Source organism: Bacillus sp. SJ-10 (genome assembly GCF_002843505.1).
Taxonomy (GTDB): domain Bacteria; phylum Bacillota; class Bacilli; order Bacillales; family Bacillaceae; genus Bacillus; species Bacillus velezensis.
Window position 1 is genome coordinate 1,139,158 of the sequence record NZ_CP025258.1, and the last position, 24,377, is coordinate 1,163,534.

The window sequence follows — 24,377 nt, forward strand, 5'->3', positions numbered from 1 at the left end:
CTTTCAAGGTTTTTTTACAAATGAATTGTTATTTTCTGTTTAAGATGACTTAAATGTCTGTTGGGCTATGAACCCGTCACAGGAGAAAAACTCTCCACTCAAAGGAGGTAAATAATTGTGAAATATGATTTTATTAAAACTTACAAAGAAAATACATTTTATCAAGTAAGTGAGAATGAAATCTTAGAAGTAGAAAATAAGTTAGGTTTAAGGTTACCTTATGATTTGAGACAGTTTCTTCTAGAGGTTGGTTACGGCTTTCTGAAAAAATCAGAATATAATATTAATCGCATTCTTGGACCTGCTTCAATTAGAGATGCAAGATTAAAAGTTAATGACTTTGAGTTTTATCCAGATATAGAAGTTTATGAGGAACTTGAAGAAGATAAATTGATTTTTTTTGAAGAAAATGAAAGTGCTTTATTGTTAATTGCATTAGGCAATGAACAAAACAATTCAATATATTACGATGATATAAAAATTGCAGATTCATTAGAAGAGTTTTTAATAGAGCTTATGAAAAATGATAAATATTATCTTGATTTAATTGAGGATTAGACTTATAAGAGGGAATGGCTAGAAGAATTAATTAAACTTGATGGCTGCTGAAGCCTTTCAAGGTTTTTTCATAGGTGAATTGTTGTTTTCTGTTTTGTGAATTCCGAATAATTTATTTGGCTTTAGGCTGCGTTCCGGTTACCGGAGAGTTGGTAACCCTACGGTTGTACTTAGGAAAGGTGTATAAAGTAATGAAATACGGACATTATCATAATCAGGTAAAAGAAGTTATTGATTTTTCCAAAACCTTTAAAGCAGTTGCATCACATGATATCTCTTATTTTACTAAAATTATTAATGATGAAGAAAAAGCTAAGTACTATGCTTACGAAGATGTAATTGGTGAAGATGAATATGCGTGGAAAGATATAAAAGAAAACGAGATGAGTGAGGTATGGGGAAAATTTTATGAATTAAACGATGATCAAAAACCACAAAACCTAGACATGCTTCTGAAAATTTTTTCGGAAAATGTCAGAAGTGCTACGACTGAATTTAATACTTTTCTTGAAGAGATCGTAGCAGATCTAAATAATTGTGCAATAAATAGAGCAGTAAACGGGAAAACAGACAATTTTTTTGGAAAACTTTTCAAAATTTATAAAGCGGGCTATTTTCCATGTGGCTGGGATGGAGATTATCCTTATGGAAGTTTTATTGCGTTGTATATCGAAATGAAGAACTTGAATTGAAAAGACGATTTTAGAAATGAAAACGAGGAAAACAAGTGAAATGAAAATACATCAAATTCACGATTTTGATCTAAAAGATGAATCGGATTTTGTTCGAACACAACAATCCCTAATACATAAAATCAACCTATCCCCCGTCATCCATCCAGACTCCGTCAACACCTGCGCAGGCGTCGACCTCGCTTATTGGGAGCAGGACGGGGAACCGTACGGCGTATGCAGTATCATCGTGATTGACGCTGATACAAAAGAAGTGATTGAAAAAGTGCACAGCATGGGGAAAATCGGCGTGCCGTATGTTTCCGGTTTTCTTGCGTTTCGCGAGCTGCCTTTGATCATCGAGGCGGCGAAAAAGCTGGAGGCGGAGCCGGATGTGTTTTTGTTTGATGGCAACGGGTATCTGCATTACAATCATATGGGCGTTGCCACCCATGCGGCTTTTTTTCTGGGTAAGCCGACGATTGGGATAGCGAAAACCTATCTCAAAATCAAAGGCTGCGATTTCGTGACGCCTGAAAATGAAGTCGGCGCATACACCGATATTATCATTGATGGCGAGGTATATGGACGGGCGCTGCGAACGCAGCGGGACGTGAAGCCTATCTTTTTGTCTTGCGGACATAACATTGATTTAGAAAGCAGCTATCAGATCACAATGAAAATGATCAATCGAGAAAGCAGGCTGCCGATCCCTGTCCGTCTGGCTGACCTTGAAACGCATGTTTTGCGAACGTTTTATCGGAAAAATCACGTGTAACACTTGGGGCTCTAAGCCACCAAGTGTTTTTTTGTATGCCTGGTGTCTGCTTTATTAAAAACTTTGTCGTCCTTGCAGATAGATTTTTATTTGAATGTTTTTCGCGTCAAATCGATAAAAGCCTTTAATGGCGCAGACATCCACTTGTCCTTATGCCATGCTAGTTGAGTAAAAACGGGGCATTCATTCTGCCAGCTGAGTTCTTTCATCCGTCCTTCGGCAATATCGTCTTTTACTGTCATTTCAGGCAATAGTCCAATTCCAAGTCCGGCCATCAAGCATTGTTTGATGGCTTCTATGCTGACGAATTCTAATTTGTTAGGGTAGACTCCGGCGTCATGTAAAGTGTTCTCAAAGAGCGTGCGGTATGAACAGCCGTCCTCTGTCAGCAGAAGGGTTTCGTTTTGAAGATCCTTCAATGTTGCTGGTGAGTCTGCTGGAAAAGGATGGTCATTGGCGGCTACCATTTTGATCTCATCCTGAATCAAAGATTCAACGTGCAGTGCGTCTTCCGTCCGATTCACATCCAAAATGAAAGTGATATCAAGCTGGCCCTGTAAGAGCTGTTCTTTCGCTTGTTCGTTGGAAACATACGGTTTGAATATGAGCTTTACTTGAGGAAAAGCCTGTTTGAATTCTTTTATGATAGGCGGAAGGCGGTATGTGCACTGGCTTTCCGTCGCGCCGATTTTCAAGGTTCCGGTTGTTTCTCTTACTTGATTTGCGGCCATTTTTGCTTCTTCTGTTAACGCAATGATCTTCTCCGCATAGGATTTGAATGTTTTGCCGGCTTCTGTCAGGATGAGCCGCTTGCCGAGCCGTTCAAATAAAGGAGTCCCGATTTCTTCTTCAAGTGATTTGATCTGAGAGGTAACGCTTGATTGTGCATAATTAAGCATCTTGGCGGTTAGGGTGAAGTTTACATGTTCTGCTGCGGTAATAAAGGTGATCAGCTGCTTCAATTCCATATGTTCTCGTCCTTTCTAAATCGGTTTTACCGATTGGAATAATCGAAATAATCATCTGTATTGATTGATGAATCCATTATATGATGAAGAAAATCATTCGTAAACAAAGGAGCAGATGCATCATGAAAATTGCGGTTATTCATGGCGGAACGAGGTCTGGCGGAAATACGGATATTCTTGCGGAGAAGGCTGTTCAAGGATTCGATGCGGAGCACATTCATTTGCGGAAATATCGGCTCCAGCCAATTGAAGATCTGCGTCACGCCCAAGGCGGCTTTCGTCCTGTTCAAGATGACTGCGATTCTATCATTGAGCGGATATTGCCGTGCGATATTCTTGTATTCGCCACCCCAATTTATTGGTTTGGCATGTCAGGGACATTAAAGCTGTTTATTGATCGCTGGTCACAGACGCTGAGAGATCCGAGATTTCCTGATTTTAAACAGCAAATGTCAGCGAAGCAGGCATATGTAACAGCAGTGGGAGGAGACAATCCTAAACTAAAAGGGCTGCCGCTGATTCAGCAATTTGAACATATTTTTCATTTTATGGGGATGTCCTTTAAAGGCTATGTGCTGGGAGAAGGCAATCGTCCCGGTGATATTCTTCATGATCATCAGGCGCTGTCCGCTGCGAGCAGCTTATTGAAAAGAAGTGATGCTCTATGAAGCTGCTGCTGGTTATCTCTGGTATGTTGATTCTCGCACTCTTTTTAGCTTGGAAAGCGCCGACTTCTGTTTGGGTACAGGCTGAAACCAATTCGCCTCAGGTTCAGCAATTTGTGAGAATGGCAGGCGCAACGCTGCAAGTCAAGCAAATCATCAAGAGTGATGCAGGCGAAGAAACAGTTGTCATATCAAATGGTATTTCTGGGCCAAAATAAAAAAGCACCTGTCCAGGTGCTTTTCTTTATAAATGAGGAATCACAAGACCTCCATACAAAAACGCCGCGATAATCAGGAAGGCCGGATGCATCTTGAATTTTGTCAAGGCAAGGAGGGAAATCCCCGCAATCACTATCGCTTGAACCCAGCCGATCGCTTTGATGCCGTCTGCGCCGATTTGCCAGGTAAGAATGAGCATCATGACGGCGATGACAGGCTGGACGGACAGCGTCATACCTTTGATGACGGGGGATTGGCGGAAGCGCTGAATGATGCGCAAGAGGACGATCAATGCGAGCGCCGACGGTACGACAGTGGCGATCAGCGCAATCAGGAACCCGGGCCACCCGCCTGCGCTGTAACCGACATACGCCGCGATTTTGGTTGCGATCGGGCCCGGCAATGCGTTCGCAAGTGCGAGCATATTTGAAAATTGATCGTTTGAGAGCCAGCTGTATCTGTTGACGACTTCTTCAAACATCAGCGGGATCGACGCCGGTCCGCCTCCATATCCGAGTACGTTTGCGACAAAAAACGCCATAAATATATAAATCATGATCATGAGGCCGACATTCCTTTATCTTTTGAACGTTTATTTGTGATTTTGTCCTTTAATTTAAAATGAAACGCGCCGTACGCCAAGAAAATGATAATGACAAAGCCGGGATTGATCTGTAACGTTTGCAGGCCGATAAAAGCGATGATAAAAAACAGGATGCCCGTGACCCAGCCGAATCCTTTAAGCGCTTTTTGGCCAAACTCGTACGCCATGATGCCGAGCATGACGGCGATCACCGGTGTTACGGCGCCAATCATGCCGGCAACAATTGCTGAGTGGCTTAAGACATTGACAGCCGCAAACAAGCCTGCCATCGCAAGACATGTAGGCAGAATATGTGCGAGGGTTGCCGCGATTGCGCCTAACGTGCCTTTCAGCTTAAAGCCCAGATACGCAGCCACTTTTGTGGCAATCGGTCCGGGAAGCGCATTAGCGATCGCTAATATTTCTCCGAATTCATCATCATCTATCCATTTGTATTTATTGACGGCTTCATGGCGGATGAGCGGGATCACCGACGGGCCGCCCCCGAATCCGAGAATGCCCGTTCGGACCATCGCCGCCGTAATGTCCCAATAGGGATGTTTCATGGCTATGTCCTCCTTACAGCTTCATGCCCGTTCTGCTTTTATACCGTTTAATCAGCATTTGGCAGTCGACGCTGACGACGCCTTTTTGCGTATAGAGCCGTTTTGTCAAAAACTCTTCCATCTCCTGATCATTTGCGAAAATGCCGTGCATATGCAGCTTGCTCGGTCCGGTCATGTGATAAAGGCTTGTCACGGCCGGCTCCTTTTCAAGCTTTAATGCGGTTTCCTCCAAATACTGCGGCTCCACCTCCACATTAAAAAACACGGACACGTGACGGCCGATTTTCGCCGGGTTGATGACAGCGGTGAATTTTTCAATCACACCGGCATCCAGTAAATGCTGAATGCGGTGCTGAACCGCCACTCGCGACAGGTTAACCCGCTTTCCTACGTCTGTATAGGAAATCCTCCCTTCCTCGTGCAAAATCGAAAGAATCTGTTTATCCGTTTCATCAAGGACAAGATTCGGAATGCTGTATTCATGTTCCAACCCGCTTCACCTTCCTTCATTTGGTAGACATTATTGTATCATGAAACATTACGGTATGAAGGGAGAATTTTTTTATTGTTTTCGATACGTAATAACTTAGAATTATTTCTTATCGAAAAGTAAATAGTGTGTAAGATTTTCTTTCAGGAATGTGGATGGCCCCGAAGCCGCTTTTTATACTTGAGAAAATTTGTAAAGGGGCTTGCCATGAATACTTCAACCATCGGAACGAAACAAATGGTCGTCAGTCCGCATTATCTCGCTTCTCAGGCGGGGGCCGGCATTCTGGAAAAGGGCGGAAACGCGTTTGACGCGGCAGTGGCGGTCAGCGCCTGTCTGGCAGTCGTGTATCCGCATATGACGGGTCTTGGCGGGGATTCATTTTGGCTCACTTACCATAAAGAAACGGGACGAATCAAAGCTTATAACGGGAGCGGCCGTTCAGGGAAGCATGTGACGAGAGACTTGTATCGGGGCAGAGAAGCGATCCCTCTGCGCGGGACAGAAAGCGCCATTACCGTTCCGGGAATGGCGGACAGCTGGGATGCCGTGCTTTCGGCGTACGGGCGTCTTTCGCTCGCTGAGGTGCTGAAGCCAGCTCTTGATTATGCGGCAAACGGATTTCCGGTGTCCGCCGACCAGTGCGCCCACACAGAACGCAATCTCGCTCTTTTAGCCTCGACGCCTTACACCTCGGCCATTTTTACGAGAAACAAAAAAGCGCCCATGCCCGGTGAACGGTTTGTCCAGAAGGATCTGGCGGCCAGCTTGGAGCAGCTTGCCGAGAAAGGCAGAAGCGCTTTTTATGAAGGAGACCTCGCTCAACGCATCACATCCTTTCTGCAAAACAACGGCGGCCGTCTGACACTTGATGACTTTAAAGCCCACCGCGGCGAGTGGACGAACCCGGTATCCTCCGATTACCGCGGGTGCAAAATCTATCAGGCTCCGCCGAATTCACAGGGCTTTACAGGCTTAATGACGCTCAATATATTGGAAAACTATGATTTTTCTCAGATCGAACACGGTTCCTTTGACTATTATCATCTGCTGATCGAGGCGCTGAAGAAGAGTTTTCAGCACCGGAATGAAGTGCTGACTGATCCGGCATTTTCTCATATTCCGCTGGATCGGCTGCTTGATAAACGGTATGCAAAGCAGCTTGCGGAAGAAATCGGTAACGTGGCTGCGCCGGCGGTAAGCCGGCCGGTCGGAAGCGACACTGCTTATGCCGCCGTTGCCGATGCGGAAGGAAATGCCGTTTCCTTTATTCAGAGCCTCTATTTCGAGTTCGGATCTGCCGTTACAGCGGGGGAGACGGGCATTCTGCTGCAAAACCGCGGGTCATTTTTTTCGCTGGACGAATCCCATGTCAATACACTTGAACCCGGCAAGCGGACGTTCCACACCCTCATGCCGGCGATGGCCTGTAAAGAAGGAAGACCGCACATCCTGTACGGAACCCAGGGAGGAGAAGGCCAGCCGCAAACTCAGACAGCGATGATTACGCGCATCATTGATTACAAAATGAACCCCCAGCAGGCGATCAATGAGCCGCGCTGGGTCTGGGGACGGACATGGGGAGAGGAGTATGAAGGGCTGAGGGTTGAAAGCAGAATCAGCCCTGAAACAAGAGAAGCCCTAAGGCAGAGCGGCCACCGCGTCGAGACCGTTGGTGATTTCAACGGGCTTATGGGCCACGCGGCAGCGATCGTCATTGATGAAGAAGGCTTTCTCCAAGGCGGGGCCGACCCGCGCGGCGACGGAGCGGCCGCAGGAGTATAGAGCATGATACGCTAACTGATGAAAAAAATAAGCACGCCAAGCGCGGCAGAAAGACCCGTGTAAAACGAATCGTACACATATTGCTTTTCCTCCCGCCGGTGCCGCCATTCCATTAAGCCGCTGCAGCAAAATAGCATGAAAACAACTCCCGCAAATACGTACATTTCATTGAAAAAATTCACCGCTGCGATGCCCGTAATAAGAAGTGTGATTTCGATTAATCGATGTGTGCCGTTTATCGGCTTCTGCTTTTTAACAGGCTTTGGCAAATTGAGAACTTTGACGGCAAATACTTGAAACATAAGGCTGAGCAAAATAAATACGGCTGAAAAAATCAGTAACTGAATGAAATCCATCGTCTGCCTCCTAAAAATGTGCCACTCGTTTCATACGGGTGAGGACCTTGTAAGTTTCAGCATTCTACAAGACATTAGGTTGAGTTACATGGTAAAAGACTCAAAAAGACCCCTTTCGAAAGGGGTCTTTTTGACTAGTTTCTTCTATTATAATGGTTCCTGTTTCAGGTCGGGCGGACAAGCGTATATGTCTTCCCGAGTCTGGCGTATTCATTCCCCGCGAGCCTTGCCGCAGGCTTCAGCTCATCTGTCCGTATGTAGCCTTTATCGGCGTCATATACTTGGTCATTCAAATGAAAACAAACGACTCTGCCGATGATGAGGTCTGTCGTCGTTTCTCCGCTGTCATTTTGGAACGGAAGATGGCGTTCGAGTATACATTCAAACCTGACCTTTGCTTCTTTTATACCGGGAACGCTGATGCAAGCGCTGTCTGTCACAGAAAGGTCTGTCATGCCAAGTTCACTAACATCAGGATCAAGCCTTGCCGCCGTTTTGTTAATGTCTTCAATAATGGACTCATCACTGACGTGCACCACGAATTCCCGATGAGCGAGTGCGTTTCTCGCGGTGTCTTTCTGCCGACCGTCCGCGCGGCTGACTGAGATGGCCAGAAGCGGCGGTTCTGCGGAGACAACGTTATAGAAACTGAAGGGCGCCGCGTTTACGGCGCCGTTGATGGATGACCGCGTAGTGACAAATGCGATCGGCCGGGGAATGACTGTGCCCGAAAGCAATTTGTAAGTGTCTTTTGCGTTCAGTTCGTCTGCTCGTAAGATATGCATGATTTCGGCCGCCTTTCTTTATCGTATGACCTGATTATACAGAAAGAAAATTCGGAAACACAACAAAAGAAAACCGGCTGCATATCTTATCACGTGGCATATATCTGATTGAGGAAAAAGGCTTCCGTTTAGCCGGCAGCCTATTTACGAATGGTGTTACTTGTAGTTTTTCTTTACAACCCAGATGTTCCCGTCTTTCCAGTACTCTGTTTTGCTGCAGTAATCGTCTTTTTTGCAAGGGTCTTTTTTATGAGGACGATAAGGTTTTTTCTGCGTGCGTTTTTTCTTGCGGCGGCATGATTTTTTGTGGCTGCGAGATTTTTTGTGAGACCGGCATGATTTTTTACGGCTGCGGGATTTTTTGTGAGAGCGGGATTTTTTATGGCTGCGAGATTTTTTGTGAGACCGGCATGATTTTTTACGGCTGCGGGATTTTTTGTGAGAACGGGACTTTTTATGGCTGCGAGATTTTTTGTGAGAACGGGATTTTTTATGGCTGCGAGATCTTTTGTGAGAGCGGCACGATTTTTTATGACTGCGAGATTTTTTGTGAGAACGGGACTTTTTATGACTGCGAGATTTTTTGTGAGAACGAGATTTTTTATGGCTGCGAGATTTTCTCTTCTTACTGCTTTTTGGTTCTTGGTACAAATAATCTTCCAATCCCTCGGTGCTTGCGGACTTTACTGCTTCTTCGATATCAGAATGGGAATAGTGGCCCATTTTGAAACCTCCTCATGATATATGTTTTAAGGATGCGATCCTTACTACCACATAGTACGCATGGATGAAAAAAGTGTATGTGTGATTCGCTGAGTTTTATATAAAAAGCACAGCCTAAATTAATACAGGGAGGGTTACTGATGAAAGACCAATCAACATTGCCTCTATACCAGCTGTTTATTCACCCGAAAGACTTAATGGAGCTGAAAAAAGACATTTGGGATGATGATCCGGTGCCCGCGGTGCTGAGAGTGAATCAAAAACGGCTTGACATTGATCTGGCGTACCGCGGCTCTCATATAAGAGATTTTAAGAAAAAATCGTATCATATCGCTTTTTATTCGCCGAAAACATTTCGCAGGGCGAAAGAGATACATTTAAACGCTGAATACAAAGATCCGTCGATGATGCGGAATAAGCTGTCTCTCGATTTCTTTGCGGAGCTTGGGACGCTGTCACCAAAGGCGAATTTCGTAACCTTGCAAATCAATGGCAGACATGAGGGGGTGTATCTTGAGCTGGAGTCAGTGGATGAATATTTTCTGGCGAAACGGAATTTGGCGGACGGCGCTGTTTTTTACGCGGTGGATGACGACGCCAATTTCTCCCTCGTCAGTGATCTGGAGCGGGATACGAAAACATCGCTCGAACTTGGTTATGAAAAGAAAACGGGAACGAAAGAAGACGATTTATACTTGCAGGATATGATCTATAAAATTAATACCGTGCCGAAGTCAGAGTTCAAGGGGGAGATCGTCAAACACTTGGACGCCGATAAGTATTTGCGGTGGCTTGCGGGCATCGTGTTTACCTCAAACTACGATGGATTTGTTCATAATTACGCTTTGTACCGGAATCATGAAACGGGACTTTTTGAAGTCATTCCGTGGGATTACGATGCGACATGGGGAAGAGACATTCACGGTGATCGGATGGAGGCCGATTATGTCAGAATACAAGGGTTTAATACCTTGACTGCAAGGCTTCTGGATGAACCGTATTTCCGCAAAGCGTACAAACGGCTTTTGGAAGAGACGCTTCAGACCCGGTTTACCATTGAACATATGAAACCGAAGGTCATGTCACTGTATGAGCAGATCAGGCCGCATGTCGCGAAGGATCCATATAAGAAAGAGGAGATTGATTGCTTTGACCGGGAGCCTGAAGTGATTTGCGAGTACATTAAGGAGCGGTCCGCCTTCATCAGCAGTGAGTTAGAGCGGTGGAATATCTGATTTGGAAATGAAGAAAGATTTTTTACAAATAGGCTGGTGAATCAGTTCCCGAAAATAATCGTGATACGTATATATGCATTATGCTTTTTACATTATGAGAAAAATGACTAGGAGGACAATAGATGAAACGCAATACGAAGCGGCAGCGGTCTGATGACAACTTTTTGCATGCGATGGAAGGAAAAGTAATTACTGTCTACCGGGGAGGCCCGGAGTCCAAGACAGGGAGATTAGCAGACATTCAATCGGATTATATCGCTCTTCAGGTTGATAATAAAATCGTTTATTATCAATGGAAACACGTGAAAAGTGTGACGGAAAATACGAGTGAAACCGTATCGCCGGCCGAAGCGGCAGAATGTGAAAAAGCTGATGATTTTCAAGACCTGATCAGCCGGATGACCAATCGCACGGTGCAATTGAATCAGGGAGGTCCGGAGTCGAAAAGAGGAAAGCTTCACGAAACAGGGGATGATTTTCTCGTGCTGGAAACGGAAGATGACGGAATTGTATATTTTAACGCCGACCATGTCAAAAGCATCAGCGCGGAACAAGAAGAGGACGGCCAAGAGGAGGAGCGCCCGGAATTTGAAATGGCTGATGATTTTCACGGCATATTTAAACGCCTGATCCACAAATGGGTATCCATCAACCGCGGAGGTCCTGAAGCCGTTGAAGGTATACTTGTGGATAATTCCGACGGCCACTACACTCTTGTGAAAGATAAAGAAGTGCTGCGGATCTATCCTTTTCATATCAAGAGCATCAGCGAAGGGGCAAAAGGAGCTGCTAAAAAAGAGGAGAATAAAGACGACGAGAATAAAGGTGAGAAAGAGAGCGCCGAAGAAGAAAAGCCGCATGAAGAAGAATCACGCGAAGAGAAGCGTACTTCCTCTAAAAAGTCGAAAAGATCATCAAGATCCGTTCGATCCTCAAAACGGGAGGAAGAGACCTCTTATAGCTACGCCACTGTATTAAGGACAATAGATTACCGGTGGAAACGCGGCCGTAAATGATTGGAAAGATTGTCCGTAAACGCGGGAGAGGGGGGAATGAAATGGCTGGATTAAGCAGATTTCTGGATAAACAAGTCGATATTGAGATATCGGGGAATACGACATTTTCAGGAACTCTTTTGGATATCGGTCAGGATATCATTGTGATTCATGACGGCCGGACGTTTCTTTATATTCCGCTGCTGCATCTTCAGCGGATGACATTGACGCTCCCGGACGAAGAGAATAAAGAACCGTACGCAAGAAAAAAAAGTCCGCATCCCGAAAAACAGGAACATTCATTTTCTTACCGGAATACCCTCCAGCATATAAAAGGCAGATTTACAGAAATATTTGTTACGGGAGACCGTTCCATTCATGGGTATGTGACAAGTGTTTTAAATGATTATTTTGTTTTCTTCTCTCCGGTTTATAAGACTCTTTTCATCTCGATGCATCATTTGAAATGGCTGACACCCTATTCCGATGAGCAGACGCCGTATACATTAAACAGTTCAGAGCTGCCGGTTGTTCCCGCTAATGTGCCCCTTGTCCGGAATTTTGAGGAGCAATTAAAAAGGTATATCGGGAAGCTGATTATTCTGGATTTAGGAGATATACCGAATAAAGTGGGGCTGTTGCAGGATGTCTCAGATAATATTCTTGAATTGACCAATGCAGACGGCGATACTGTTTTTTGGAAATTGAATCATTTAAAGACCATGCACCTGCCATAAATGATAAAACTGCCTCTCTTATACAGCAGGCAGTTTTTTTCATGGGAGCTAAAGGTAAATCCAACTGATCCAAACATATAAAACGGTAATGGTAAACACGACGGTGAGAGGGACAACGATAATGGTCGTTTTGATATATTCTGACCAAGAAACTTTTTCGCCATGCTGTCTGATGATATGCATCCAGATCAGCGTGGCTAATGTCCCGATCGGCAGAAGCAATGATCCGATATCACTGCCGATAATATTAGCCAGATAAATGATTTTTACGGTTAATGGGTCGATGGACATTTCAGTTAATGTCAAAGTGCTGATCATTAAGGCGGGATGGTTATTGAACAAATTAGAGAGGACGGATGTAGCAATGCCCATAATAGATGCAGCGTGGGCAATGCTTTGTGAGACATAAGGTTCAATAGACTGAACAAGCAGCGCCGTCAGTCCGATATTATGCAGTCCGTAGATGATAATGTACATCGTGAAGGCAAAAATAAAGATATGCCAAGGCGCTTTCCTTAATAAGTCTGCCGGTCCGATTTTTAAATAAAACCATCTCCAGCCAAGCAGGATGACTGAACTGATGACAGCCACGAGCGAAACGGATATGCCGTTGTAAGAAGCTGCAAACAGACTGATCCGGACGAACAATACAAATGCCAAAACACAAAACATGATGTTCGTACGGCTGTTTTGGGTCGGGTCTGGCGGAGGCTGAAGCGGGTGATATCGTTTGTGTTCCAGCGAATCAAAATGAACCGGAATATCGGGGAGCTGTTTCGGCAAACGGCGGTAAAAAACGGCAAACAGCAGCAATGCCATAAACACCAGTCCCAGCGTGCCGGGGATAAACATCATATTGGTGTACAAATAAAGGTCCATGCCTATCATTTTGAGAGAAATTAAATTGACGATATTACTGACGCCGATCGGGGTGCTTGCCGCCGTCGCAATTAATACGCCGCTTATTAAATACGGTGTTTTCTGATGTCTTTTAAGTCCGAGATATTGTAAGACCAATAGTAAAATAGGAGTGGTGATTAAGACGCTGCCGTCATTATTCAGAAAGAGCGTCATTGAAAAACAGAGCAGGTTGGTCAGCCAAAAAAGCCGGATGCCCGATCCCTTGGCGCGGTGAAGCAGTTTGGCCGCCGCCCAGTTAAAAAAACCGAAGCTTTCCAGCGCGATTGCCATAATCATTGTGGAGATAATGGTGATTGATGCTCCGGTGACTTTTGACCCTATATCCCCCAAATCATGAAAGGAAACGGTTCCGCATAACAAAACGAGAATGGCGCCCAGCGACGCCGGAACGGCTTCATTTAATCCCCCGGGTCTCCAAAATATAAAAATAATGGTCACAAAGAAAGAAATCAGGGTCAAAATGACGGTAATATGTGTAATGTGTTCTGCCTCCTTTTAGATGGGTCATTGCCGCCCCGTTATTTTTATCCCTCCTGATCAGTTGTACTGTATGTATACGGGTACAGGTCGTAAGGTGTACTGAGCGTTTCTACCAATTTAGTAAAATTCCATAAAAGCACAAAAAAAAGAGGCTGCTTTCGGCGGCCCTCTTTTTTATGCATTTTCCTTATCCGCCTGCAATAAAGCCTGGCGCTTATTCATAATATCCAGAAAATGTTTCAGAATCGGGTTTTGATTATCCTTGCGGTAGGCAATGACCCATTCGGCCGTGAGCTGCACCTGATTAATGCCGCGGTAGGCGACTTCGAGATTAAACAGCTTTTTAGCAGAAGAAGGCACGAAGGTTACGCCGATACCGGCACTAACCAATCCGATCACCATTTGATACTCCGTCGCTTCCTGAACGATTTTCGGTTTAAAGCCCGCCTGCTCGCAGTAGTTTACAAACTCCAGGTATAAAGTCGGCCATGTTTCTTTCGACAGTGTGATAATCGGTTCATTTTTTAAATCCTGAATGTCGATTGTCTGTTTAGCGGTAAGCGGGTGCTGCTTCGGCAAAGCCAGAATGCACGGGCTGCTCTGCACCTTTTCCATATGTAACGCGGAATGCTGTAAAGGCGGATGAAGGATGCCGATATCAATGTTCCCCTTCAGAAGTTCTTCCTGCTGTCTGAAAGAAGAAATTTCACGCAGATCAAGCTTAACGGAGGGGAATTTTTCGCGGAATTCCCGAATGATCGGCGGCAGAAATTCATATGTGGCCGAGCCGACAAAACCGACGACAAGGCGGCCGAGCTCTCCCCGCGCCGTTCTCTGCGCCATTTCAATCGCTTTGTCTATTTCTTCGATCGCGTTTCTGCTGTGTTTTAAAAAACTTTCTCCGGCAGCTGAAAGCTCTACAACCCGTTTCGTGCGCTTTAATAAGGTCACGCCGACTTCCTTCTCAAGCTGTTTGATCTGCTGGCTGAGAGGCGGCTGTGTCATATTTAACCGAAGCGCAGCTTTGCCGAAATGAAGTTCTTCGGCAACGGCAATAAAGTATTGAAGATGGCGAAGCTCCATCCTTATCCATTCCTTTCTCTTTGTTAATTATTCGTGAAACATATTAATCATACGGCGAATTGATATTGGAGGTCAATTTCCAAAGAGTGTATAGTGAATAATATCACAAATTACTTAAAATTTTATATTTAATATGCATAATAAGGAGTGAGGGTGTTGGCAAAAGCAACAAATGAACTAAAAACCTCTGAAAAAAATCGGGGGGCGGAGCTTGTTGTTGATTGCTTAGTGGAGCAAGGTGTCACACATGTTTTTGGCATTCCGGGTGCAAAAATTGATGCAGTATTTGATGCGTTAAAAGATAAAGGACCTGAACTGGTTTTATGCCGTCACGAACAGAACGCTGCATTTATGGCTGCGGCTGTCGGAAGACTGACTGGAAAACCAGGCGTTTGTCTCGTTACTTCAGGCCCGGGGGCATCCAACTTGGCGACCGGCTTGTTAACGGCTAATACAGAAGGTGATCCGGTAGTGGCGCTGGCGGGTAACGTAATTCGCGCAGACCGGTTAAAACGGACACACCAATCATTGGACAATGCGGCGCTATTTCAGCCGATTACAAAATACAGTGTAGAAGTACAGGAAACAGGGAATATACCAGAAGCGGTAACAAACGCCTTCAGGGCAGCGTCAGCAGGTCAGGCAGGCGCGGCTTTTGTGAGCTTTCCGCAGGATGTTGTGAATGAAATCACAAACGTGAAAAACGTACGCAGCGTGCCGGCGCCGAAACAAGGCCCTGCACCGGAAGAAGCGGTCAGCGCGGCTATCGCGAAAATCCAGACGGCGAAACTTCCCGTTCTGTTAGTCGGCATGAAAGGCGGAAGACCGGAAGCGGTAAAACAAATCCGCAAACTGCTTGCCAAAACAAAACTGCCTTTCGTAGAAACGTACCAAGGGGCCGGCACATTGTCCAGAGAGCTGGAAGACCAATATTTCGGCCGGATCGGACTGTTCCGCAACCAGCCGGGCGATCTTCTGCTTGAACAGGCGGATGTCGTATTAACGATCGGTTATGATCCGATTGAATACGATCCGAAGTTCTGGAACGTAAACGGTGACCGTGCTATTATCCATCTTGACGAAATCCAGGCCGATATCGATCATGCCTATCAGCCGGAATTAGAATTATTAGGCGATATCGCCGCTACGGTTAAACAAATTGAACACGACGCTGTGACATTTGATATGGGCAGCCGTGAACAAGAAGTGCTGAGCGAATTAAAACAGATGCTCACAGACAGCGAGAAGGCGCCAAGCGACCATAAATCCGACAGAGTGCATCCTCTCCAAATCGTCCAAGAACTGCGCAATGCAATTGATGACGACGTAACCGTCACTTGCGATATCGGTTCTCACGCGATCTGGATGTCCCGCTACTTCCGCGCTTATGAGCCGCTGAAGCTGTTGATCAGCAACGGCATGCAGACATTGGGCGTAGCGCTTCCTTGGGCGATTGCCGCCACATTGGTGAATCCGGGTGAAAAAGTCGTATCCGTTTCAGGAGACGGAGGATTCCTGTTCTCTGCAATGGAATTGGAAACGGCAGTCCGCTTAAAAGCGCCGATCGTTCACCTTGTATGGAATGACAGCACATATGATATGGTCGCATTCCAGCAAATGAAAAAATATAACCGTACATCATGCGTAGATTTCGGAAACATTGACATCGTAAAATATGCAGAAAGCTTCGGCGCCACCGGCTTGCGCGTTGAGTCACCGGAACAGCTGGCAGACGTGCTGCAAAAAGGCTTGAACACAGAAGGCCCTGTCATCATTGACATTCCTGTCGATTACAGTGACAATGTCCATTTATCAAGCGACATGCTTCCGAAGCAATTCAAAGAAAAAATGAAAGCAAAAGCTCTCTAGCACTCTGCGCACCATGACCTGTTTTCTAAAACAGCCCAATTTAAAAGGAGTGAAGGGAATATGAAAAACGCAAGCGACATCCATATGATGAGCCGCGGAGAAAAAGGCTCACCTGAGGATCAGATCTATCAAGTATCAACAATGACATCTCTGCTGGACGGAGTATATGACGGAGATTTTGATATGGCTGACATTCCGAAGTTCGGTGATTTCGGAATCGGCACGTTCAACAAACTGGACGGCGAATTAATCGGATTTGACGGAGAATTTTACCGTCTGCGCGGCGACGGAACGGCTACGCCTGTTAAAGGCGGAGACCTGTCACCATTCTGCTCATTCACATTTTTCACGCCGGATATGACGCATACGATCGACGGCGAAATGACCCGTGAAGAATTCGAGCAGGAAATCGCCAGCCTTCTGCCTAGTAAAAACTTATTTTATGCGATCCGTTTAGACGGCGTATTTAAAAAGGTGCAGACAAGAACGGTAGAACGCCAGGAGAAACCGTACGTTCCGATGATCGAAGCGGTGAAAACACAGCCTGTGTTCAACTTTGACGACATTCAGGGTACAATCGCCGGCTTCTGGACGCCGGGTTACGCAAACGGCATCGCTGTTTCCGGATATCACCTGCACTTCATTGATGAAGGACGCAATTCCGGCGGACACGTGTTTGACTATGTCATTAAAGATTGTAAAGTGACCATTTCTCAAAAAATGAATATGAACCTCAAGCTTCCGAATACGGCGGACTTTTTCAACGCAAATTTAGATAATCCGAATTTTGCGAAGGATATCGAAACAACCGAAGGAAGCCCGGAATAAAATAAAAAGAAAGCCCCATTTTTCTCGGGGGCTTTCTTTTTATTTGGCTGAACCGGCAAAGATTAGGTAAAATACAGTCAAAAGGGAAAGGTGTGGTAGCTGTGAAAGTATTGGTATTAGCGGTTCATCCTGACATGGACAACTCAGCGGTCAATAAGGCGTGGACAGAAGAATTAAAAAATCATGATGATATCACGGTACGTGAGCTTTATAAAGAATATCCGGACGGGAAAATAGATGCGGAAAAGGAACGGCAGCTGTGTGAACAGTATGACCGGATCGTATTTCAATTCCCGCTGTACTGGTACAGTGCGCCTCCGCTTTTAAAAACATGGATGGATCATGTGCTGGCGTATGGATGGGCTTACGGCTCCAAAGGAAAGGCGCTGCACGGCAAAGAATTGCTGCTGGCTGTTTCCGTAGGTGCCGGAGAGGATGCATATCAGGCAGGCGGGTCTAACCATTTTTCACTGAGCGAGCTCTTAAGGCCGTTTCAGGCAATGGCTAATTTTACGGGTATGACCTATTTGCCGGCTTTCGCGATGTACGGGGTAAGCAGCGCCGATGCTGCGGCTATCCGTGACAATGCCAAACGCCTGGCGGATTACATAAAGAAGCCATTTTAGAGTCGTATGCATTCATCTTCATCCGACAATATTTCCTGAGAAATATTTCGAACCTTAGACGTTTCTGACTGCTCAAGAAAGAAAAAACGGATTTCGCGCTGAATTTGCGAAATCCGTTTTGATATTATGTCAGTTTTTGCAGATCTTTTGTGCTGATATATCCCGTTGCGCCCCCGTAATCGACAAGCGCCCAGCCGAAGTCAATGCCGCCGCCGGCTGTCTTTTTCCATCCGAGGAAAGAAACGCTCGTGTTTTTTGCAAGGGAAGCTTTGACCGCTTGTTTGTCTGTATATACTTTTGTTTTTGCCGTCGTTTTTACGGTTGTTGCTTCTTTAACAATATAATGAGTAGATACAAATCCTGTTTTTCCGTTTTTATAATGTACTTTTGCCCAGTCAGCGTTCTGGAAGGAAACGATCTTTAAGCTGTCGCCTAAATGAAGGGTATCAGCTCTCGGACTGGCTGCTGATGCTTTTGTTCTGACGTTCAATGCTTCCGCGGAAACGAGATAAGAGTCAAGCGGGTAGCTGTACAGATCGTCAATTTTGACCGCTTCTTGCGCGTGTGTCTCCGGAAGAGGCGTTATTCCGGCAGCTGAAGCCGCTGTTATTCCCGCTGCAAGGGTCAGAATGGATGCCGCTTTGGCTGTTTTCTTCATCTGTATCTCTCCTTTTACTTCATCCTTTCACGTTTTACCGGAAGTCTAAACATCGGCCGGTTATTTTTGTGTTTGAAGTTTCAATGGAGCGGAAATGGTTTTTTTGACTTTTTCTCCTTTGAGCACCTGCTCCGCCGCTTCGGCCGCCAGTTTTCCGATCAGCTCCGGCTGCTGGGCGACCGTGGCTGTCAGCTTCCCGTTTTTAATGGAAGAAATCGCATCTTTATTTCCGTCGAAACCGACGACCAGAATGTGTTTGCCCGAGCTGTTAATCGCTTCGAGCGCCCCGAGTGCCATTTCATCATTATGGGCGAACACGGCTTTAATATCCGGATGTCCCTGCAGCAGGTTTTCCATGACGGTCAATCCTTTTGTACGGTCAAAATCCGCCGCTTGCTTTGTTACGACATCCAGCTTTTTGTCGGCAATATGATGAAAGCCCGTTCCGCGTTCCCGTGTCGCGGATGCGCCCGGCACCCCTTGCAATTCAGCCACTTTGGCGCCTTTTCCGAGCTGATCGGCGAGGTAGTCAGCCGCCATTTCTCCTCCTTTGACATTGTCAGAGGCGACAAGCGTTTCGACTTTGCCGTGTTCGGCTGAACGATCAAGCGCAATGACGGGAATGCCGAGGGAATTTGCCGATTCGACGGCTGTTGAAATCGCTGATGAATCGGTCGGATTGATCAGCAGCGCATCGACTCCCTGCTGGATCAAATCTTCTACGTCATTTGACTGTTTAGATGAATCATTTTGGGCATCGACAATAATGACCTTCATGCGCCGTTTTTTGGCTTCCTTTACAACGCCTTCTTTTAATGAAACGAAGAACGGATTGTTCAATGTAGAGACGGAGAGCCCGATAGTGAATTCTTTTTTATGTTTTGTGTTTGACGGTTTTGCCCATTGTGGCGGTTCAAGTGAACAGGCGGACAGCAAAAACAGTGATAATGCCGCGATCGTGATGATGGCTTTCTTCATAATGGTCCTCCTACTATGCCGATTTTTTGCGGTCCAGCAGCACCGCGATTAAAATGACGATTCCTTTGACGACGAGCTGATAAAAAGATGATACGCCGAGAAGGTTCAAGCCGTTGTTCAGCGTTCCGATAATCAAAACCCCGATCAGCGTACCGATGATGCGCCCTCGGCCGCCGGACAGGCTCGTTCCGCCGAGAACGACCGCTGCGATGGCGTCCAGCTCGTATGATTCCCCGGCCGTCGGCTGTGCGGAATTTAAGCGTGATGTCAGAATCGCTCCCGCCAGCGCCGATAATAAACCTGTCAGAGAATAGATCATGATCTTGATGCGGGGCACTTTGATTCCCGATATCAGCGCCGCTTTCTCATTGCCGCCGATGGCGTATGTCCGGCGGCCGAACGGTGTTTTGTGCAGAAGAACCCACAGGGCCGCAAATGCAATCAGCATCGTAATGGCAGGTACGGGAATGCCGAGAAAATAACCGCGCCCGAATAATTGAAATGCGTAATTTGAACCGAGCCCCGTAATCGGATTTCCGTCCGTATAGACGAGGGTCAGTCCGCGAAAGACGGTCATTGTCGCCAAAGTGGCGATGAACGGCGCCATTTTTCCTTTTGTGATTAATAATCCGTTTATCATGCCGAGTACGGCGCCGATCACGCAGCCGATGATGACGGCTAAGATCGGATCGATGCCTGAGACCATCATACCTGCGACCAATGCGCTCGATAAGGCGAGGATGGCTCCGACAGAGAGATCAATGCCTCCCGTTAAAATGACAAACGTCATTCCGAATGCAATCAGAGCGTTAATCGCAACCTGCCGAAGAAGGTTGAGAATATTGAGGGGTTCAAGAAAACTCGGGTTTAAAACGGAAACGATCAGCACAAGAATCAGTAAGCCGAGAAACGGACCGAGTTTTTGCGTAAAGGTATGAATGGAAAATCGCTTTTGTTCAGTTGATGTCATTGGTTCAGTTTTCATTCTGCTGCCCTCCCGTGGCAAGTGTCATGATGTGTTCTTGTGTTGCGCCGGCCGCATTGATTTCTCCGCTGATGCGCCCTTCGTGGACGACGATGATTCTGTCACTCATGCCGAGAATTTCCGGCAGCTCGGAAGACACCATGATGATGGCGACTCCGCGATCGGTCAGTTCATTCATTAATGAATAGATTTCCCTTTTCGCGCCTACGTCGACGCCTCTTGTCGGTTCATCAAGGATGAGAACTTTCGGGCCGATTCCGATCCATTTGGCGATGACGACTTTTTGCTGATTTCCTCCTGATAAATGCCGGGCGGCGGTTTCCGGAGATGCGGTCTTAATGGTCAGACGCTTGATGAGCAGCTCAACGAACTCCGCCTCGCGTTTTCGGTCAATGATGCCTTTCGGAGAGAAGCTGGTCAGGTTCGGCAATGAGATATTTTCACGAATGGACGTATCCAGCAGCAGCCCTTCATCTTTGCGGTTCTCCGTAATCAGGCCGAGGCCCTTGCGGATGGCATCGTACGGACCCCGAATGCCGGTTTTTCGGCCGGAAATCCAGATCTCTCCGGAATCGAGCCTGTCAATTCCGAACAGCGCTCTCATGATTTCTGTCCGTCCGGCACCCATTAAGCCGGAAACGCCGAGGATTTCTCCGGCGCTCACATGGAAACTGATCTGTGAAAAGCTTCCTTTTTTTGAGGCGTTTTTCACTTCGAGCACCTTATCGCCGAGTGACGGCGTGCGAGTCGGATACCGATCGGTCAGCTCCCGCCCGACCATTTTTTTGACCACTTCATCAAAATTAGTGTCTTTAATATGTGCCGTATCGACAGTGAGGCCGTCCCTCATAATGGTGATCCGGTCGCAAATCGAAAATATCTCTTCCATTCGGTGCGAAATATAGACGATGGATACGCCGTCCCGCTTTAACGCCGTCATTACGTCAAACAGTTTGCTGATTTCCCGTTCGGTCAGCGCCGCGGTCGGTTCGTCCATAATAATGACTTCGGCGTTTGTCATCAGCGCTTTGGCAATCTCAATCATCTGCTGCTGGCCGACGGAACATTGTCCGGCTTCCCGGTCGAGAGGAAGAGAGACTCCCAGTTTTTCAAGCTGTGATTTTGCTAGCGCTTTCATTTTCTTCGTTTCCAAAACGCCGAACGCCGTCGTCAGCTCTTTGCCGATAAAAAGGTTTTCAAGCACAGTCATGTCCGGCCATATATTCAGTTCCTGATGGATAAAGGCGATTCCGTGCTTTTCGGCTTCCTTTGGATTGGAGAAGCTCATATTTGTTCCGTTTATCGTAATGTTTCCCTTGTCGAGCCGGTGGAGCCCGGTGAGCAGATTCATTAACGTCGATTTGCCCGCTCCGTTTTCTCCCATTAAAGCGTGGATTTCTCCCGGCAGAAGCTCAAATGAGACGCCGGAGAGCACTTGGTTTTTGCCGAATGCTTTATGAATGTCTGTCATGCCGATGTGCATGCTGGATCCCTTCTTTCTAGAAAATCACACCCGCCTGCAGGATGCAGTTGGCGTATGGTGTCATTTCACCCGTTCGGATGACGGCTTTTGCTTTCTGTGTGAGCCGTTTGAATTCCTCGTGGGACATGTACTCGATCGTCTGCACTGAGAAATGGCTTTCTATGAAACTTGCATTCTCAGGATTTGCGTCTTTGATCTCGGAAGCGGCTATCACCTTTTCGACTGCCATCTCCCCGGCTACCAGGCCGGTCACGTCCCGAAAGGCGGGAACGCCCGCCGTTAAGGACAAATCAATTTTAGGAACGCCGTCAGGGACGGGGAGACCCGCATCGGCGATCGCGATGAGGTCTGTATGCCCGAGATCAGCTAATACTTTGGCAATGTGGCTGTTTAACATTCCGTGTTTTTTCATGACAGCAGCTCCTCAACTTCTTTTCTGGCCGGCATCCCGCCTTGGGCGCCGAAGTGCTGCACGGACAGGGAGGCGGCGCGGTTGGCAAACAGGAGCGCTTGCTCGATGTCCCGTCCTTCCGCGAGTGCGACGGCAAGTGCCGCATTAAAGGTATCGCCGGCTCCCGTCGTGTCGACCGCTTCTGCAGGGAAGGCGGGAACAAGCCGTTCCGCGGTGCCGTCTGAGTAGCGCACGCCTTGTTTTCCTTCGGTAATGAACAATTTGCCGGGATAGCCGGCGAGCGCTTCTTCTTTCGTCCGGTCAGGAAATAAAATGGATGCTTCATGTTCGTTCGGCGTAAGATATGCGGCATCCTCAATCGTCGATTGTTTCAGCGGCCGGGCCGGCGCGGGATTCAGGATAACCGGAATTTGCTGCGCGCGGCAGTAGCTGCACACTTCTTCAACGGTTTCTTCAGGAATCTCCTGCTGGATCAGCACGATATCAATGCCGGGAAGTTTTGCTAGCGCACTTTTGGCATAATCGGGGGAGATGTCATCGTTTGCGCCTTTTACGACGACGATGCTGTTGTCTCCTTCTGCGAGCACAATATGAGCCGTTCCGCTTTTTTTATGTGTAACCGTTTCCATATAGTCCGTATTGACACCGTTTGCCTTCAGGTTTTCAATAATCGCTTTTCCGTAGCCGTCATTGCCTGCTTTTCCTACCATATATACGTTTGCGCCCAGACGGGAAGCGGCTACGGCCTGGTTTGCGCCTTTTCCTCCGGGCACAGTTTGAAAGTCTGTGCCCAGTACGGTTTCTCCGGCTTTCGGACGCCGATCGGATGTGACGACCAGGTCCATAGAACAGCTTCCGATAACACAAATTTCACTCATGGTGATCATCCTTTCTCGTCGTTTGTCTTCTTATGTAAGTCACGGGCAGTTGAATGGCCGTCTCTTTCGGCGGCTCTTTCTTTATCAATTGCAGCAGCAGGTTTGCCGCTTTTTTTCCCATCTCATATGCAGGCTGGCGGATGGTTGAAAGAGGCGGAAACAAAAGCCTGCTCTGCGGAATATCGTCGTATCCGATGATCTGAATCTCCTCCGGAACTTTTTTGCCGAGCCGCAGCGCCTCATGGAGGACGGCAGCCGCCGCAATGTCGTTGCTGGCAATGACTCCGTCGGTTTCCGGGTATGCTGCAAACAATTCTTCTGCTAAAATGGCGGCATCCTTGATGGAAAATGAAGCGGCGGAGATGACATTGAACTGCGCGCCCGCTTTTTGCAGCACATCAAGTGCGCCGTTAAAACGTTCCTGAGCGGTCGGAAGGTGGGCTGGGCCTTTGACAAGCGTGATGCTTGTGCTTTTGCCGCGAAGCATTTCCTCAGCCGCCCGTTTTCCGCCTGCCCGTCCGTCACTGAATACGGATGGGGCGCCTTCTTTTGTCCGGTCCAGAAATACGACCGGGTAAAGGCTGCCGCTGTATTCGGGAAGGTCGGGGTAATGGGTGGCCGCCAAAATACCGGCAACTTGATTTTGTTTAAATGTTTGCAGGTAGTCGAGTTCTTTTTCCAATTCTTCATCGCTGTTGCCGATGATCAGCCGGTATCCTTCCCGCTGCAACTCGTCTTCAGCCCCGCGGGCAAGCTGAGGGAAAAAGGGATTCGTAATATCCGGAAGCAAAAGCCCGACCAGTCTGGATTCTCTTTTATAAAGAGAGCGGGCAACTTCATTCGGATAATAATTCAGCTTCTCCATGGCAAGCATGACCTTCGTTCGTGTATCTTCATGCACGTAGCCGTTGTCATTGAGGACACGCGAAACCGTGGCAACAGAGACGCCGGCAGCGCCTGCGACATCTTTAATCGTTGCCAACAAACACTCCTCCTTCATTTATGTAACCGTTTACATAAAAAGAGTAACACGAATAATTTCGGTTGGCAACAAAAAAAGAG

The 24,377-nt window shown here is 46.9% G+C and carries 28 protein-coding genes; 12 read left to right on the top strand and 16 right to left on the bottom strand.

All coding sequences use genetic code 11. From position 1 onward, the window contains the following. Nucleotides 1-117: 117 nt before the first annotated feature. The 3 genes from CXL14_RS05870 (at nucleotide 118) to CXL14_RS05880 (ending at nucleotide 2,007) form a co-directional block, all read left to right on the top strand. Nucleotides 118-558 carry an SMI1/KNR4 family protein gene (locus CXL14_RS05870; protein WP_014419060.1) on the top strand — a complete coding sequence of 147 codons (441 nt, stop codon included), beginning with the start codon at nucleotides 118-120 and terminating at the stop codon, nucleotides 556-558. Between the two features lie 191 nt (nucleotides 559-749). Continuing rightward, nucleotides 750-1,250 (top strand): hypothetical protein, encoded by a 501-nt coding sequence (locus tag CXL14_RS05875; protein WP_032863848.1) that lies wholly within the window; start codon nucleotides 750-752, stop codon nucleotides 1,248-1,250. A 40-nt stretch (nucleotides 1,251-1,290) separates the two neighbouring features. Beyond that, entirely contained in the window at nucleotides 1,291-2,007 is a 717-nt protein-coding gene (locus CXL14_RS05880) for an endonuclease V (RefSeq protein WP_014419058.1), read from the top strand. Nucleotides 2,008-2,093: 86 nt separating this feature from the next. Here the strand turns inward: CXL14_RS05880 and CXL14_RS05885 are convergent, their stop codons facing one another. Beyond that, nucleotides 2,094-2,975: a LysR family transcriptional regulator gene (locus tag CXL14_RS05885; protein ID WP_014419057.1), complete on the bottom strand. Its 882-nt coding sequence runs from the start codon at nucleotides 2,973-2,975 to the stop codon at nucleotides 2,094-2,096. Between the two features lie 122 nt (nucleotides 2,976-3,097). On the opposite strand from CXL14_RS05885, the gene CXL14_RS05890 reads away from it, so the two are divergent. Further along, nucleotides 3,098-3,643 carry a flavodoxin family protein gene (locus CXL14_RS05890; RefSeq protein ID WP_007614245.1) on the top strand — a complete coding sequence of 182 codons (546 nt, stop codon included), beginning with the start codon at nucleotides 3,098-3,100 and terminating at the stop codon, nucleotides 3,641-3,643. Then, nucleotides 3,640-3,858: a hypothetical protein gene (locus tag CXL14_RS05895; RefSeq protein ID WP_014419056.1), complete on the top strand. Its 219-nt coding sequence runs from the start codon at nucleotides 3,640-3,642 to the stop codon at nucleotides 3,856-3,858. The genes CXL14_RS05890 and CXL14_RS05895 overlap by 4 nt, the downstream gene beginning before the upstream one ends. Before the next feature lie 26 nt (nucleotides 3,859-3,884). On the opposite strand, the gene chrA is transcribed toward CXL14_RS05895, so the two are convergent. Genes chrA through CXL14_RS05910 form a run of 3 tightly spaced genes read right to left on the bottom strand, consistent with a single transcriptional unit; the run spans nucleotide 3,885 to nucleotide 5,498 of the window. Continuing rightward, nucleotides 3,885-4,421, bottom strand: a complete 537-nt coding sequence (gene chrA, locus CXL14_RS05900; protein WP_014419055.1) for a chromate resistance efflux protein ChrA — start codon at nucleotides 4,419-4,421, stop codon at nucleotides 3,885-3,887. Further along, entirely contained in the window at nucleotides 4,418-5,008 is a 591-nt protein-coding gene (gene chrB, locus CXL14_RS05905) for a chromate efflux transporter subunit ChrB (protein WP_014419054.1), read from the bottom strand. The genes chrA and chrB overlap by 4 nt, the downstream gene beginning before the upstream one ends. Before the next feature lie 13 nt (nucleotides 5,009-5,021). Beyond that, complete coding sequence (locus CXL14_RS05910) at nucleotides 5,022-5,498, bottom strand: chromate efflux transcriptional regulator ChrS (RefSeq protein ID WP_007407537.1); 477 nt, start codon at nucleotides 5,496-5,498, stop codon at nucleotides 5,022-5,024. A gap of 207 nt (nucleotides 5,499-5,705) precedes the next feature. Here CXL14_RS05910 and ggt point away from each other — a divergent pair, with 207 nt between their 5' ends. After that, nucleotides 5,706-7,283 carry a gamma-glutamyltransferase gene (ggt, locus tag CXL14_RS05915; RefSeq protein ID WP_088056395.1) on the top strand — a complete coding sequence of 526 codons (1,578 nt, stop codon included), beginning with the start codon at nucleotides 5,706-5,708 and terminating at the stop codon, nucleotides 7,281-7,283. Between the two features lie 11 nt (nucleotides 7,284-7,294). Here the strand turns inward: ggt and CXL14_RS05920 are convergent, their stop codons facing one another. The 3 genes from CXL14_RS05920 to cotG form a co-directional block, all read right to left on the bottom strand. Beyond that, the gene (locus CXL14_RS05920) at nucleotides 7,295-7,639 is read right to left on the bottom strand and encodes a DUF4181 domain-containing protein (RefSeq protein WP_088056396.1); all 345 of its coding nucleotides are present in this window, start codon (nucleotides 7,637-7,639) and stop codon (nucleotides 7,295-7,297) included. A 164-nt stretch (nucleotides 7,640-7,803) separates the two neighbouring features. After that, nucleotides 7,804-8,424 (bottom strand): flavin reductase family protein, encoded by a 621-nt coding sequence (locus CXL14_RS05925; protein ID WP_053574035.1) that lies wholly within the window; start codon nucleotides 8,422-8,424, stop codon nucleotides 7,804-7,806. 156 nt (nucleotides 8,425-8,580) lie between these two features. Beyond that, nucleotides 8,581-9,147: a CotG/ExsB N-terminal domain-containing protein gene (gene cotG, locus CXL14_RS05930; protein ID WP_029972849.1), complete on the bottom strand. Its 567-nt coding sequence runs from the start codon at nucleotides 9,145-9,147 to the stop codon at nucleotides 8,581-8,583. Nucleotides 9,148-9,287: 140 nt separating this feature from the next. On the opposite strand from cotG, the gene CXL14_RS05935 reads away from it, so the two are divergent. From CXL14_RS05935 to CXL14_RS05945, 3 genes are all read left to right on the top strand, one after another. Continuing rightward, nucleotides 9,288-10,382, top strand: coding sequence for a CotH kinase family protein (locus tag CXL14_RS05935; protein WP_015240725.1), 1,095 nt, complete (start codon nucleotides 9,288-9,290; stop codon nucleotides 10,380-10,382). 122 nt (nucleotides 10,383-10,504) lie between these two features. Next, a complete protein-coding gene (locus CXL14_RS05940) occupies nucleotides 10,505-11,398 on the top strand; it encodes a spore coat protein (protein ID WP_101287730.1) in 894 nt (297 codons plus the stop codon). Nucleotides 11,399-11,439: 41 nt separating this feature from the next. After that, entirely contained in the window at nucleotides 11,440-12,114 is a 675-nt protein-coding gene (locus CXL14_RS05945) for a hypothetical protein (RefSeq protein ID WP_007407530.1), read from the top strand. Nucleotides 12,115-12,162: 48 nt separating this feature from the next. Here CXL14_RS05945 and CXL14_RS05950 read toward each other — a convergent pair whose 3' ends face one another. Together CXL14_RS05950 and alsR are read right to left on the bottom strand one after the other, a co-directional pair. Beyond that, a complete protein-coding gene (locus CXL14_RS05950) occupies nucleotides 12,163-13,494 on the bottom strand; it encodes an arsenic transporter (protein ID WP_021494843.1) in 1,332 nt (443 codons plus the stop codon). Between the two features lie 195 nt (nucleotides 13,495-13,689). Further along, nucleotides 13,690-14,598, bottom strand: coding sequence for an acetoin biosynthesis transcriptional regulator AlsR (gene alsR, locus CXL14_RS05955; RefSeq protein ID WP_007407528.1), 909 nt, complete (start codon nucleotides 14,596-14,598; stop codon nucleotides 13,690-13,692). Nucleotides 14,599-14,754: 156 nt separating this feature from the next. On the opposite strand from alsR, the gene alsS reads away from it, so the two are divergent. The 3 genes from alsS (at nucleotide 14,755) to CXL14_RS05970 (ending at nucleotide 17,921) form a co-directional block, all read left to right on the top strand. Next, nucleotides 14,755-16,467, top strand: a complete 1,713-nt coding sequence (alsS, locus tag CXL14_RS05960) for an acetolactate synthase AlsS (RefSeq protein WP_032860108.1) — start codon at nucleotides 14,755-14,757, stop codon at nucleotides 16,465-16,467. Nucleotides 16,468-16,527: 60 nt separating this feature from the next. After that, complete coding sequence (gene budA / locus CXL14_RS05965; protein WP_003151318.1) at nucleotides 16,528-17,295, top strand: acetolactate decarboxylase; 768 nt, start codon at nucleotides 16,528-16,530, stop codon at nucleotides 17,293-17,295. Between the two features lie 101 nt (nucleotides 17,296-17,396). Further along, nucleotides 17,397-17,921: an NAD(P)H-dependent oxidoreductase gene (locus tag CXL14_RS05970; RefSeq protein ID WP_014721897.1), complete on the top strand. Its 525-nt coding sequence runs from the start codon at nucleotides 17,397-17,399 to the stop codon at nucleotides 17,919-17,921. Nucleotides 17,922-18,045: 124 nt separating this feature from the next. On the opposite strand, the gene CXL14_RS05975 is transcribed toward CXL14_RS05970, so the two are convergent. Genes CXL14_RS05975 through CXL14_RS06005 form a run of 7 tightly spaced genes read right to left on the bottom strand, consistent with a single transcriptional unit; the run spans nucleotide 18,046 to nucleotide 24,297 of the window. Then, nucleotides 18,046-18,579 (bottom strand): SH3 domain-containing protein, encoded by a 534-nt coding sequence (locus CXL14_RS05975; RefSeq protein ID WP_007407525.1) that lies wholly within the window; start codon nucleotides 18,577-18,579, stop codon nucleotides 18,046-18,048. 60 nt (nucleotides 18,580-18,639) lie between these two features. Next, nucleotides 18,640-19,557: a ribose ABC transporter substrate-binding protein RbsB gene (rbsB, locus tag CXL14_RS05980; protein ID WP_014419047.1), complete on the bottom strand. Its 918-nt coding sequence runs from the start codon at nucleotides 19,555-19,557 to the stop codon at nucleotides 18,640-18,642. Nucleotides 19,558-19,570: 13 nt separating this feature from the next. Further along, nucleotides 19,571-20,542, bottom strand: coding sequence for a ribose ABC transporter permease RbsC (rbsC, locus tag CXL14_RS05985; RefSeq protein ID WP_012118605.1), 972 nt, complete (start codon nucleotides 20,540-20,542; stop codon nucleotides 19,571-19,573). After that, the gene (locus CXL14_RS05990; RefSeq protein WP_014419046.1) at nucleotides 20,532-22,025 is read right to left on the bottom strand and encodes a sugar ABC transporter ATP-binding protein; all 1,494 of its coding nucleotides are present in this window, start codon (nucleotides 22,023-22,025) and stop codon (nucleotides 20,532-20,534) included. Before CXL14_RS05990 ends, rbsC begins: the two co-directional genes overlap by 11 nt. 16 nt (nucleotides 22,026-22,041) lie before the next feature. Further along, nucleotides 22,042-22,437: a D-ribose pyranase gene (gene rbsD / locus CXL14_RS05995; protein WP_014419045.1), complete on the bottom strand. Its 396-nt coding sequence runs from the start codon at nucleotides 22,435-22,437 to the stop codon at nucleotides 22,042-22,044. Then, the gene (gene rbsK, locus CXL14_RS06000; protein ID WP_014419044.1) at nucleotides 22,434-23,315 is read right to left on the bottom strand and encodes a ribokinase; all 882 of its coding nucleotides are present in this window, start codon (nucleotides 23,313-23,315) and stop codon (nucleotides 22,434-22,436) included. Before rbsK ends, rbsD begins: the two co-directional genes overlap by 4 nt. Beyond that, on the bottom strand, nucleotides 23,308-24,297 hold the full coding sequence (locus CXL14_RS06005) for a LacI family DNA-binding transcriptional regulator (protein WP_029972843.1): 990 nt from the start codon (nucleotides 24,295-24,297) through the stop codon (nucleotides 23,308-23,310). Before CXL14_RS06005 ends, rbsK begins: the two co-directional genes overlap by 8 nt. Between the last annotated feature and the right edge of the window lie 80 nt (nucleotides 24,298-24,377).